Source organism: Thermostichus sp. MS-CIW-34 (genome assembly GCF_054060435.1).
This window is the reverse complement of sequence record NZ_JBSSDE010000002.1, coordinates 66221-78999: the sequence shown is the minus strand read 5'-3', so window position 1 is coordinate 78999 and position 12779 is coordinate 66221. Positions and strand designations below refer to the sequence as shown.

Annotated in this window: 8 protein-coding genes; 7 read left to right on the top strand and 1 reads right to left on the bottom strand. The window is 60.7% G+C overall.

All coding sequences use genetic code 11. From position 1 onward, the window contains the following. Positions 1 to 10 precede the first annotated feature (10 nt). The 7 genes from ACVWYY_RS01245 to ACVWYY_RS01215 all read left to right on the top strand — a co-directional run bounded on the left by ACVWYY_RS01245 (position 11) and on the right by ACVWYY_RS01215 (position 7850). Positions 11 to 1168, top strand: a complete 1158-nt coding sequence (locus ACVWYY_RS01245) for a pentapeptide repeat-containing protein (protein ID WP_457439320.1) — start codon at positions 11 to 13, stop codon at positions 1166 to 1168. A gap of 57 nt (positions 1169 to 1225) precedes the next feature. Continuing rightward, entirely contained in the window at positions 1226 to 1948 is a 723-nt protein-coding gene (locus ACVWYY_RS01240; RefSeq protein ID WP_457439318.1) for a pentapeptide repeat-containing protein, read from the top strand. Between the two features lie 45 nt (positions 1949 to 1993). Then, positions 1994 to 3628 (top strand): AAA family ATPase, encoded by a 1635-nt coding sequence (locus tag ACVWYY_RS01235; protein WP_457406365.1) that lies wholly within the window; start codon positions 1994 to 1996, stop codon positions 3626 to 3628. A gap of 341 nt (positions 3629 to 3969) precedes the next feature. Further along, on the top strand, positions 3970 to 4359 hold the full coding sequence (locus tag ACVWYY_RS01230; RefSeq protein WP_457403367.1) for a hypothetical protein: 390 nt from the start codon (positions 3970 to 3972) through the stop codon (positions 4357 to 4359). Positions 4360 to 4548: 189 nt separating this feature from the next. Beyond that, complete coding sequence (locus ACVWYY_RS01225; RefSeq protein WP_011433717.1) at positions 4549 to 4785, top strand: gas vesicle protein GvpG; 237 nt, start codon at positions 4549 to 4551, stop codon at positions 4783 to 4785. Positions 4786 to 4892: 107 nt separating this feature from the next. Further along, a complete protein-coding gene (locus tag ACVWYY_RS01220) occupies positions 4893 to 5498 on the top strand; it encodes a DUF3727 domain-containing protein (RefSeq protein WP_011433718.1) in 606 nt (201 codons plus the stop codon). Positions 5499 to 6020: 522 nt separating this feature from the next. Further along, a complete protein-coding gene (locus ACVWYY_RS01215; protein WP_457403366.1) occupies positions 6021 to 7850 on the top strand; it encodes an Rqc2 family fibronectin-binding protein in 1830 nt (609 codons plus the stop codon). A gap of 47 nt (positions 7851 to 7897) precedes the next feature. Here the strand turns inward: ACVWYY_RS01215 and ACVWYY_RS01210 are convergent, their stop codons facing one another. Then, a complete protein-coding gene (locus ACVWYY_RS01210) occupies positions 7898 to 12730 on the bottom strand; it encodes an alpha-2-macroglobulin family protein (protein ID WP_457403365.1) in 4833 nt (1610 codons plus the stop codon). Positions 12731 to 12779 lie beyond the last annotated feature (49 nt).

Sequence of the window (12779 nt, the reverse complement as noted above, 5' to 3'; positions counted from 1 at the left end):
GAGGTTAGGGATGGCGGAAAACTTTGATCCTGTTCTGGGTGGACAGCAACCAGCCGGATCCGATCCGGTCATGGGAGGCTTGGTGGGCATTGAGCAAGCCCTGGGCAGTCCGAATCCCAAGGTGAGAATCCAAGCAATCAAGGGTGCTCTGAGGTACGGATCCAGAGGGGCCGAGCTTGTTATCCAAGCCCTGCGAAATGATCCCAACTGGGAAGTGCAGTTTGCGGCTTGGGAGACGCTGCTGGAATCGAAGGATCCGCAGCAGGTGCAGGTGGCAAAGTCCCATCGACTTCCCCTCCGACAGGTTGGAGATGTCCGAGCAAGGTATAAAGCGGGAGAGCGGGATTTCCGCTGGGCCGACCTGAGCTGGGCCGACCTGATTGAGGCCAACCTGAGCCAGGCCAACCTGAGCTGGGCCGACCTGAGCGGGGCCGACCTGAGCGGGGCCAACCTGAGCTGGGCCGACCTGAGCCAGGCCAACCTGATTGGGGCCGACCTGAGCAGGGCCAACCTGAGCGAGGCCAACCTGAGCCAGGCCAACCTGAGCCAGGCCAACCTGAGCGAGGCCAACCTGAGCGAGGCCAACCTGAGCCAGGCCAACCTGAGCGAGGCCGACCTGAGCTGGGCCAACCTGAGCGAGGCCAACCTGTGCTGGGCCAACCTGAGCGAGGCCAACCTGAGCGGGGCCAACCTGAGCTGGGCCGACCTGATTGAGGCCAACCTGAGCTGGGCCGACCTGAGCGAGGCCAACCTGAGCAGGGCCAACCTGAGCAGGGCCAACCTGAGCCAGGCCAACCTGAGCGAGGCTGACCTGAGCGGGGCCAACCTGAGCGGGGCCGACCTGAGCGGGGCCAACCTGAGCAGGGCCAACCTGAGCCAGGCCTACCTGAGCGGGGCCAACCTGAGCAGGGCCGACCTGAGCGGGGCCGACCTGATTGAGGCCAACCTGAGCCAGGCCAACCTGAGCTGGGCCAACCTGAGCAAGGCCAACCTGAGCTGGGCTGACCTGAGCGGGGCCAACCTGAGCGGGGCCAACCTGAGCAGGGCCAAGCTGCTGGGTACTCAACTAAGGGAAGCGAACCTAACAGGCGCCAAGCTTGACTTGGGATGGGAATCGTCCAAAGATTTGACGGGCACAATTCTTCCCGATGGGACACGCCATCCTTAGACTTTGTGGCCCCAAGGTTTGTGGGGAGTCGCTTGGAAGAACTGAGGGAGGCAAGCAGTGAGCGAGAATTTAGATCCTGTTTTGAGCGAATGGGGGCCGGGTGGATTTGATCCGGTCATGGGTGGCCTAGTGGCTCTTCAACAAGCTCTGGCTAGTCCGGATCCCAAGGTGAGAATCCGAGCAATTAAGAGGGCTCTCCAATATGGCGCAAAAGGAGCGGATCTTGTCATCCAAGCCCTGCGAAATGATCCCAACTGGGAAGTGCAGTTTGCGGCTTGGGAGACGCTGCTGGAATCGAAGGATCCGCAGCAGGTGCAGGTGGCAAAGTCCCATCGACTTCCCCTCCGACAGGTTGGAGATGTCCGAGCAAGGTATAAAGCGGGAGAGCGGGATTTCCGCTGGGCCAACCTGAGCTGGGCCTACCTGAGCGGGGCCGACCTGAGCGGGGCCGACCTGAGCCAGGCCGACCTGAGCTGGGCCTACCTGAGCGGGGCCAACCTGAGCGGGGCCGACCTGAGCCAGGCCGACCTGAGCTGGGCCTACCTGAGCGGGGCCGACCTGAGCTGGGCCTACCTGAGCGGGGCCAACCTGAGCGGGGCCAACCTGAGCGAGGCTGACCTGAGCAGGGCTGACCTGAGGGGAGCCAACTTGAGGGGAGCAAAGCTGGGTGGCACGAACCTAAAGGGGGCAAACCTATGGGGCGCAAAACTAAGTCCCGGCTGGGATCAATTCGCCGACTTGAAAGGGGCCATCCTCCCCGACGGAGCCATCCATCCCTAGCCTGATCCCTTGGCTACACTACCTACAGCCGCTCTCAGTGGATCCATGAGTCCCTCAGATCTCGCCTTTGCCAGCAATCACCAAGACATCCTCACACTGCTGGACTTAGTGGTTCGCGCCCGCTACCCTTTGATCTACCTGGTTACTCCCGAAGAAGCCCCGGCAGAGGAGCTCCTGCAAGTTCTAGCCGATTCCCTCAAGCCCAAGCGCAAACTCCTAATCTGGGATATCGTCTCCGGCTGGTCAGATAACGGCCAAAACAAAGGCCAATTGATGCCTGCTCTGGGCCGCATCGGCGCCATCAAAGAGGACGAGGCGGTTATTTGTGTTCTCAAAGACCTAAACCCCACCCTGAGAAATCCGGAACGCTCGGACAATTACCCCGTCATCCGCTACCTGAAAACCCTGGCCAGAGAGAGCCGCCACAGCCGCAAGTCCATCATCCTCTTGGGCCAAGAAGCCGTTGTCCCTGCCGAGCTGCGCGAGGAAATTGTGGTCTATGATTTTCCCCTGCCCAGCATCGCCGAAATTGAGCGGATCATTACCCGCGCGATCCCTGCCCGTCAACTGGAGCTAAGCGGCCCGGCGCGGGAACAACTGGTTCGAGCCTGCCAAGGACTGACCCGGCAGCGCATTGAGCGGATCCTGGCCCGCGCCCTAGCCGCCAAGGGCAAGGTCAGCGAGGGCGATATTGACCTTGTTCTGGAAGAGAAAAAACAATACATCCGCCAGACGGAAATCCTGGAGTTTTACAACCCCTCCGAGACCTTGCAAAATGTCGGCGGCCTGGAAAACCTCAAAGCCTGGATTCGGCAGCGCCGCAACAGTTTTAGTGCCCAGGCCCGTGCCTATGGCTTGCCTAGTCCTAAGGGCATTTTGCTGGCCGGGATCCAGGGCACCGGCAAGTCTCTATGTGCCAAAACCATAGCCCGCGAGTGGCGCATGCCCTTGCTCAGGCTGGATGTGGGGCGACTCTTCGGCGGGATCGTCGGCGAAAGCGAAAGCCGCGTGCGCCAGATGATCCAAATTGCCGAAGCCATGGCCCCTTGTGTGTTGTGGATTGATGAGTTGGATAAAGCCTTTGGCGGCGTCAACAGCGAGTTTTCAGGGGATTCGGGCACCAGCAAGCGGGTCTTCGGCAACCTGATCACCTGGATGCAGGAAAAAACCAAACCCGTTTTTATTGTTGCCACCGCCAACAATGTCCGCATCTTGCCGGCCGAGCTGCTGCGCAAAGGCCGGTTTGACGAAATTTTCTTCGTCAATTTGCCCAACCAACGGGAGCGGGAAGAGATTTTTCGAGTCCATGTCCAACGGCTACGGTCCAACCGAGTACGAGACTTCTCCTATACTGAGCTGGCCATGGCTGCAGAAGATTTCAGCGGGGCGGAAATTGAACAGACCATTTACGATGCCATGCACATGGCCTTTAATCAGGATCCACCCCGCGAGTTCACCCAAGAAGATATCCTGACCGCCATTCGCCAAACGGTTCCTCTAGCTGCCATCGCTCGTGACCAAATTCAAAGCTTGAAAGAATGGGCTGCCGAGTCAGGAGCACGTACCGCTTCCCAAGATCAAAAGTTGATTCAGGAGCTACGGACCATCGTCCAGAAGAGAGGGTTAGGCTACATTGAAGTTGATAGCCCCCCATCCTTTTCCTCTCCACCTCCTGCCTAAGCTGTTTTGGTCGGCTCGTTCCGAGTTGTGGCAGCTCCGTGGAAGTAGGCTTGCAAGCATTTTTTCCTGCAAGACGCGGAAAAACTCCGGTTGCCGCTCCGCTTGAATTTGCTGCCTGTGGATTAGCCCCTGTTAAATCCGTCCGGGGAAGCCGCCGATTGATCTGAGCTGCTCAGGTGGCCCCTTGTTGGATTAACTTCCGGCAGCTCCCAGGCAGGGCACTGGGATCGGATCCCGCACGTTAGCGTGCAGGACCGATGGTTTTGCACTTTTCGTATCCTTGACTACAGATTTTTTGGTAGGATTGATCGTGTAGAGGTACTGGTATGTAGAGCAGCCTTATGAGTGCAATCGCTGAAATGAGGGGGACAAGTCTCCTGGCCCGCCATCGCCAAAACATAGCAGCCTCCCTGGCCCGTCGTTTGGAAGCAGCTAGGGCGGCCAACAACACCCGCTTGATGGAGCTGCTGAAACAAGAAGAGCGGCAGCTGGCAGCCGAGTACGGCGGCAGGGATCCCTTCTCTTCAGCGCTCTTCAGAGGACTGCGCCACCTTTGGCAGAGCCTGAAGGCAGTCTTGGCGGCCTGCGATGAACTGCGGGTGCGGCAGTGGGTAGATGGCAGCGGCATGGTCTGGTGGTCTGTCCAAGACCCAATCACGGGAGAGCGCCTGTGTACCCATTCCGAGGGGGAGCTCATGGAGTGGATCGAGAAGCACCAGCGAGAGAATTAGTCTTCGCGGCTAGGACTTGCCTGAGCACCAATAGCCAGTGTTTCCCCTGGCGCTTCGTGCGTGTCCCAGTCTTTCCAGCTTGGGGAGGAAGGGAACAAAAAGTTTCACGGCTAGGCCGGGGCAATGGCCACCTGAGAATCCAAATTGATAGGATTACGAAGACTCATCATCTGCTTTAGGGGCCCTGGGATGGTTTGGCAATTGTTGACTTGGCCGGCCCAAAGTTTGCTTTGGCTAGCAGAGCAGATCCAAGAACGCGCCGAAGCACAGCTGGATAGCAAAGAAAACCTGCAAAAAGAACTTACGGCCCTGCAAATTCAGCTAGATTTGGGAGAAATTGACGAAGAAACCTACGCCCGCCGAGAAGAGGAGATTTTATTGGCTCTGGAAGCCTTAACCCAAGCAGAAGGAGAAGCCGAAGCATAGAGTTCTGCCGGTGGGCCTGGAAGGGATCCCTCAGCATTGCAGGGGGGCAGAACATGGGAGAATGAGCTTCTGTACACCCCCGTCTTTCCTACCCTGGGCTGTTTTCAATGACTGAATCCCATGAAACCTTGGTGCTCCGCGACGAGCAAAACCAGCCTCTCAAGTGCGAGATCCTGCGTCAGGTGGTCATCGACGAGCAGACCTATGCTCTGGTGACTCCCGTTGATGCTGTGATCAAAGTGCTGGTTTGGGAAGGGGAAGAAGAACCCAGCCAAGCGGTGAACGGCGATGCCAACATGGAAGGGATCCTGGACGAGCCGGATCCCGAAGAGCTACAGGCTACCCTGCCCACCATCCAGGCTGTCTTGGGGGAGTTGAACCTCACCTTGCAGCAAAATGGCTTCGACATCCTCACGGTTCAGGGGGAATTGCCCCCAGTCGAAGAGGAAGATGTGTTCGAGCTGGGCGAGAGCGAGGAAGATGCCCAGGAGTTTCAACTGCTAGCTACCTTTTTCTACCAAGAGAAGAAATACGGCATCTTTACCCCCCTCGATCCCGTTTTGCTCTACGCCGCTCTGCCTGACGAAGGGGATCCCTACCTGCTCACCCCCGATGAGCCGCCAGAGCTTTTTGATCAGCTCTATGCCCTGCTGCTGGATCTCGATGAGGAATGGGAAGACGGAGATGACGAAGAAGATGAAGACGAAGATTAGGCGGTCAACCCCTTCTGTTCTGCCGAGTTGGATACTCCTGCCCAGCCAGTCGCCTCGGCGGTGCGGAGCACCATAGGGATAGAGGTGGTGAAACTACCCGGTAAAACTTGCCCAGAGTTTTTCACCAGCCACTCCAGACCCGTCTCAACATCTGTCGGGGGCGTCGGATCTGCGGGCCAAGGGTCAGAATAAGCCAGCCTCAGACCAGCCGCCTGAGCATTGCGTAGCGAAGGAGCATGACTCTAGTCAATAATAAGCTCAACTATACTGAAAATAATGTATAATATGTTCAGTACGGATTACTACCAGTTGACCTTTCTGTTTACTTTCGAGTCTGCCAACATGGTAGCCAAAGCAAAGCAGAAAATTGGTAGTAAGACGACACGGAAACTGCGCTTTGGGTATTCTACTCAAAGCTTTGCGGGATACCGCCATTCTGTTTGGAAACAAACAGAATGCTATCGCTGCATAGTTGAACAGTGATGTTCAGCAGTGTTCAGCGTAAATGTATCAGCAACAGGGATGCAGCCGGTTGATTTAACCACCCTGCGCGCTGTGCTCGCCGATCTAACCCAGGCTAAGACAGGTCGGGATCCATTGTTGCCTGCCCGCGTGGAATGGATCCAACAGACCGATCTGTGGACGGTGGTCATTGGCTTGCGCACCCTCACTGCCCGCCCCTGCTTGCTGTTGTGCTGGCATCCTCAGGCGGCCCGTCTCCACCTCTGTCAGCCTCCTCCCAAAGAGCCGGATGGCTTTCAATTTAGCCAGTTCCTCCAACGGCACCTGAAGGGTTTGGCTCTGACGGAGCTGGCTCTGCTGGAGGATTGGGAACGGGTGATTGACTTGCGCTTTGCCCCTCGGCCCGGGGATCCCCCTCATCGCCATCTCTACCTAGAGGTGATGGGCAAGTACAGCAACGCCATTTTGGTGGACGAGGCGGGCATGATCTTGGCCAGTGGTCATGGGGTGAGCGAGCGCCAATCGCGGATCCGTCCGGTACAACCGGGCCTGCCCTATGAAGCCCCCCCGGCCCTAACCGACCCGATCCCGCAGCGATCCGAGCCCTTTTCCTGGTGGCAAGAGCGCGTCGCCCTGATCCCTGGCCCCATCGGCCAACGGCTGTTGCGCTGTTATCGCGGCCTCAGTCGGCATTTGGTGGAAGCGATGTGCCATCAGGCTGGGATCCCGCCGCAAACCTCCACCGATCACCTCTCTGCCCGCGATTGGCAGGCACTGTTTGCCAGGTGGCAAGACTGGTTAACCCGTCTGGAAACAGGCCAGTTTGACCCAGCTCCCACTCCCCAGGGATACACCGTTCTCGGCTGGGCAAGCGGTGCCGTTCCCGTTAGCGGGACGGAGTCCCTGCAACAACCTTCTCGACTCAATCTGCACCAACTTCTGGAAGGCTACTACCAGGCTCAGCTTAACCGCGAACAGTTTGAGCGAGAGCGCCACCGTCTGCTGCAAAGGGTATCCACCCTGCTGAAAAAGCTCTATCAGCGGCGAGAGCAATTTGAGGCAATGCTGGCCGACTCCACCCAAGCGGAAGCCTCCAAGCAGGCTGCCGACTTGTTGATGGCGCACCTCCACCTTTGGCGGCCAGGGCTGCACCACATCGAGCTGCCGGATTTTGCCAGCGGCCAGACGGTCAAGATCCCTCTCGACCCCGAAAAAAATGCCATTCTCAATGCCCAAGCCTACTACCGCAAGCACCGCAAACAAAAACGGGCCCAGGATGCCCTCCGACCTTTACAAGAGGCGCTCGGCCAAGAGATCCTCTACCTCGAGCAGGTGGAAGCCTCTCTACAGCAGCTGGAAACCTATCGGGATCCCCAAGACTTAACCACCCTCAAGGAAATTGAGACCGAGCTGATTGAACAGCGCTACTTGGAGAGTCCCACTCGCAACAGCGGGACAGAGTCTCTGCGGGCGAGCTCAAAACATGCCTCACCGGCAACCTTCAACCCCCACCGCTTTACCAGCCCCAGTGGCTTCTCCATTTGGGTGGGGCGCAACAACCTGCAAAATGATCAGCTCACCTTTCGCGTGGCTCAGGAACACGATTGGTGGTTTCATGCCCAAGAGATCCCCGGCAGTCATGTGCTGCTGCGCTTGCCCCCCGGCGCTGTGGCAGAAAGCGAAGATCTGCAGGCGGCTGCTGATTTGGCGGCCCATTTCAGCCGCGGTCGCCTCAGCGAACAGGTGCCGGTAGTCTACACTCGCCCGAAACTGGTGTTCAAACCCAAGGGATCCCCGCCCGGCATGGTCGTTTACAAACAGGAGCAGGTGCTTTGGGGGCGGCCCAGCCATGCGCAGCTGCTCATTGCGTCAGCCCTTGGGCCACACTGACGCAACTGGTTACTTTGTTTCTGGCCAAGTGGGCAGGTTCGAGGCATTCAAGGGAGAACTTCGAGGGAGTAAGCGGCGCTGCGGCCATAGCGGCTGGGGTCGTACATTTCTTCTGCCAAAGCAGGAGCCACCTGGAATTGGCCGGGGATCTCCGGACGGAAGAGATAGACAAACTCATGGCGACCCTGCTTGAGCTCGGTGCTGAAAAAGGCCACGCGGTCATCCCGATTCTCTTGGCGGGTCCAAAACCAGTCCCACCAGTAGTCTGGGGCCAAGCCGGTGAACTCTCGCGGATCCTGGGAGGTGATCTCGGCGCCGCTGGGCAGGGGATCCTCGACCACCACGTAGTGGCTGTCCCGCTCGGCTTCCACCGTCAACCGGGCCAGGAGGATTTCTCCGGCCCTTACTGTGTCGCCAGGGCGCAGCGGCTGCTCTCGGTAGCGGATCTCCCCGTTGGGTTGGAGCTGGGGCTGTAGGCGGAAGTAGCTGCGGCTCACCGCAAAGCCTTGGGCTTGAGAGGGCAGAGGGTTGGGGACGAAGGCTTCTCCCCTCAAGCTGTAGTAAAGGGGGCCGGGGCCGGACTTTTCCAGGCGCAGGCTGCTCAGGTTCCCCACTTCTGCGTCAGCCCAATCCAGCCCATAGCGGGGATCCGCAGGGCCGGCCTGCCAGCGACCGAGAAGGGATCCGGTTGTCCCATCCAACACCCGCACCTCGCCGGGGCCGGGAAGCTGCTGCTGCTGGGCCTGGTAGTAGGCAGATAGGCCGAGGAGAGCATCGGCGGTGGCTTTGGTGGTGCGCCAGCGGTTGTTTTGCCGCTGCTGGAGAAGGGCCTCGGCAATCTGGGCAGCCCGGTCATCCTGCAAGCGAACGGCCAATTGCAAAAGCGGGCCGGCCACCTCCATGTCGTCGTAGGTGGAGCGCTCTTGGGTCGCACGAGTTGGAGCAGCCGGGATAAACCAGCGCCCTTGGGGATCCTGTTGCCGCCGCTCCAGAACCTCATCCAGGGCTGCCTGGGCAAGATCCCTCTGGCCCAGTTGCAGGGCAGCCAGGCCATGGTAGGCCAGGCCAAAGGTGGAGAGCCGCTCCGGCGGCGGCAGGTCGGCAGTCACCAAGGCGGGATCCCAGAGGGCCAGGCTGTAGGCGACAAAAGCCTGTAGATCCGGGGAGAGGGCTTGGGGCTGGGCCAGTTGAGCGGCCAGATAGTCCTGAGCAGCCAGATAGTCCAAGGCCTGCCGCACCCGCCACTCTTTGAGGGCATAGCCAGCAGCTTGGGCAAGGTGATACCCCTGCAGGATGTATCCGGTCAGATAGGGGTTGCTCCGGTCATAGGCCCACCAGCCCCAGCCCCCATCGAAGTTCTGGGATCCCTCCAGTCGCTGCAAGCCGGATCGAAGCACTCGAGGCAGCCGCTCCAGGGTTTGAGAGCGCAGGTTCAAGCCCAACTGCTCGCTGACTTGGGTGACGGCTAGGGCGGGCAAGAAGCGACTCAGGGTTTGCTCGGTGCAGCCGTAGGGGAACTTCACCAGGTAATCCAGCGGCCCCAGCAGGGTTGCTGCCGGGCTAGCGGCCAGTTCCAGGTGAAGCTGCCGGGATCCCGGCACCCAGGTGGCGGGCCAATCCAGCGGCAACTCCAGACTGCCAGACTCCCCTTCACGCAAGCCAGACGGGGTTCCCAGTTGGCCCACTTGGGAGAAGCGATGCGCCGCCCCAAAGGGCTGGCTGGGGATCCGCAGTTGCAACGCATCTTTCAGCCCATTCCCTTCCGCCCAGACCCGCAGAGAGGTATCTCCGGCCCCCAGAACCTGGAGAGGCCATTCCACCCGCCCTGCTCCTTGGGCCGGCACGGTGAGGCGTTGTCGTTCCGGGCCTTGCAATTTCAAGATCCCACCGGCAGGAACAGGAACTTCCAGCCGCACCTCCACCGCTTGGGCTTGACCCGTGCGGTTTTGCACAATGGCCGCCAAGGTGAGCTGATCCCCCACCCGGAAAAAGCGGGGAGCGGCCAAGCGCACCAACAGGTCTTTGCTAACCGAGACTGTGGCAAGAGCGGATCCCACCTGGGTGTCGGCAGTGGCGGCGCGGGCGGTCAAGCGCCAGGTGGTGAGGTTGTCGGGCCAGCGCACCTGCACCTGAGCCAGGCCATCGGCATCGGTGACCAGATCCGGAAACCAGGCGGCGGTATCGCGAAAGTCTTCCCGCACTTGGCCGGCCAGCTTGTCGGCACCGCCGGGATATTGCTGAGGGAAAGAGGTAGTGGTGGTAACTTGGTTGTACTGGCGCCCATAGAAGAAGCGGCGAATATCCGGGGTGAAGTCGGGTCGCAATAGGTAGAGGGCATTGTCTACAATCCCTAGGCCCACCTCGGCGCTCACCGGCTGCCCTTGGGCATCGCGGGTGCGGATTTGGATTTGGGCGGTCTCGCCCGGTCGATAGTTGGGCTTATCGGTCTGCAGCTCCACCTGCAAAAAGCGATCCAAGGGGGAGACCCGCAGCAGAGCCTCGCTTCGGTACAGCCGCCGCTCTGGGCCGATGGCAGTGGCAGTGACGTAGAGATTGGGACGATAGTCGCCGCGGATGGGCAGCCGCAGCGTGGCCGTATGCCCCTGGAGACGCAGCACCTGCACCTGGTGCAGCCGGGATCCCTCAATGCCCACCAGCACCGCCACATCCGGCAGCGGCGAGACTATCAGGATCTGGGCCTCTTCCCCCACCTGGTAGATCTGCCGATCCGCCACCACTTCCAGGCTGGGCAGGGATCCCCAACTTTGTAGGGGGCTGCCCGGCTCCACCACCCAGAGATAGTCCACCTCCTGCACCCGTTCGCGCCAGCGGTGCGGAGCACTTTGACGGCGGGGATCCCATGCCGTCAACCGCACCCGGTAGTCTCCCGGCTCCAGGTCGGCGGGCAGGTGGAGGTCGAGGCTGCCTTCCCCGTTGACAATCTGAAAAGGCTGCCGCAGCAGGGTACCTTGCCGTTGGTAGGTGTTGCTCTTGGGATCCCAGCGCCAGCGCTCCAGGCTCAGCTCTCCGGTGGCGCTGACGGGGCGGCCATCGTAATCGCGGGCTTGCAGCCGGTAGGTGAGGGTATTCCCCGGAGCCGGCAGATGGCGGTTCACTTCCGCAAACAGAGCAAATTCGCCAGCCGTGACCCAGGCCCGCGCCGATCCTGTTACCGTCCGGCGGCTGATATCGGTCACCTCCACCTCGATGCGCAGTTGCTGCACCTCTTGGGGGCCCCAGTAGCTGTCTTCTTCCCAGTCCAGATCGGCCAACAGGCGGGGTAGGTGAAAGACGGCACGCCCCTGGGCATCCGTCACCCCTTCTCCTTCCGCCACCAACTGGCCGTAGCCGCCGTAGTAGCCCTGCTCCTCTCCCAGGTCGTCGGCGAAATAGTCTTCCTCGGCAGAACGGGGCAACAGCCCATAGCGCAGGCTCCAGTCGGGGCTGCTGTAAACTCGGTAGCGGAGCTGGGCAGCGGCCACCGGCGCGCCGAAAAGATACTCGGCCTCCACCTGCACCTTCAGGGATCCCCCCCGCACCAGCCAAGGTCGGTCGGGCACCACCGCCACCTCAAACTCCGGCTTGCGGTAGGCTTCCACCTGAAAAGAGGTGTATTCGCGGCTGGATCCCTGCGGCCCTGACACCTGCCACTCCAGGCCGTAGCTGCCCAGGGACGCTTCTTCTGGCAGTTGAAACTCCCCATGGACACTGCCAAAAGCATTGGTGGCCAGGGTTTGTTCGCTCAACACATCCCCGTTGGGGGCCGTAAGGGTCAGTTGCACTGCTTGTCCTGGGGGGGGCGGCGTGAGGCGGGTTTGCTCTCGCACCAGGGCGCGGAAATAGACGGTTTGGCCAGGGCGGTAGAGGGGACGATCGGTGTAGGCGTAGATCCGGTGGGGCTGGTTCCAGCCATAGGCATAGCTGCGGGACAAAGCCTGCAGGGTGTTGTCGGCACTGCGGCCATAGACCACCAGGGAAGAACCCTCTCTCGCCGGCAGGCCAAAGCGGGCCAGCCCCTCTGCATCGGTGGTGGCCGTCAGGGGATCCCCCCACTCCCCGAAAACTTGGATCTGGATCCCCGACAGGGGGCGCAGCTCCCGCAGGTGCACCGCCTGCACCACCAACTGGCTGGCATCCTGCTTCTGGATGAGGCCGAGATCGCTCACCAAAAACCAATGGTCGAAACGGGGCAAAGGTGCAGCCGTTTGCGCCAGCGGCTCCCGGCCCTCCGCCTCCACCCAATAGGCCCCCGGCGGCAGGATCCCCAGCTCCACAGTTTGGGCTGCCCACCCCTCTCCTGGCCGTCGCGGTACCGGCTGCTGCCAACTGCGCACAAGCTCCCGCCGCAGGGTGGGATACAGAGCCGGATCCAGGGAGCCATAGCCAGCATCCGCCAAATCCCGCAAGAGAGGGGATCCCTGCAGCTCTGTCAGGGAAAAGCGATAGAGGCTAAGCTGCACCGAGCCCAGGCTGGTGGCCCGCCACTGCAGCCGCGCCGGTTCTGCGGTCGTAAACACCTGGCTGGTGCTGTAGAGATGGAGGCCGGGGGGGACAAGCTGAGGGCGCAAGGTGGGGATCCGAACCGTTGCCCCCTCCCGCACCAGAACGGATCCCTGGCTGCCCACCGTTTCCAGGCCGGATCCCTGCACCGTCACCTGGTATTCCCCAACAGGCAATCGATCCAAGCGATATTCGCCATCTGCGGTCAAGCTGGCGCTGCGCGTGGCCGGGCCGGCGGCGATCACCCGGACGCTCTCCAGAGCTACCCCTGCCGGCAGCTCCACCCGTCCCGCCAGGGATCCCGTCGGCTGTTCGGAAAGCAGAACCGCCAGCCCTACCCCCAAAAACAGCACCAGGGCCGCTAACCATCGCCTCAGCATGGGATCCCTCTCCTTTGTTGCTCCTACCCTGTGCCCTGGCCGCCCTGGG

Bases quoted from the DNA above. Each gene is read 5' to 3' on its own strand.
- ACVWYY_RS01220 (WP_011433718.1), top strand. From the start codon at position 4,893: ATGACTGAATCCCATGAAACCTTGGTGCTCCGCGACGAGCAAAACCAG.
- ACVWYY_RS01235 (WP_457406365.1), top strand. From the start codon at position 1,994: ATGAGTCCCTCAGATCTCGCCTTTGCCAGCAATCACCAAGACATCCTC.
- ACVWYY_RS01210 (WP_457403365.1), bottom strand. From the start codon at position 12,730: ATGCTGAGGCGATGGTTAGCGGCCCTGGTGCTGTTTTTGGGGGTAGGG.
- ACVWYY_RS01230 (WP_457403367.1), top strand. From the start codon at position 3,970: ATGAGTGCAATCGCTGAAATGAGGGGGACAAGTCTCCTGGCCCGCCAT.
- ACVWYY_RS01215 (WP_457403366.1), top strand. From the start codon at position 6,021: ATGCAGCCGGTTGATTTAACCACCCTGCGCGCTGTGCTCGCCGATCTA.
- ACVWYY_RS01245 (WP_457439320.1), top strand. From the start codon at position 11: ATGGCGGAAAACTTTGATCCTGTTCTGGGTGGACAGCAACCAGCCGGA.
- ACVWYY_RS01225 (WP_011433717.1), top strand. From the start codon at position 4,549: ATGGTTTGGCAATTGTTGACTTGGCCGGCCCAAAGTTTGCTTTGGCTA.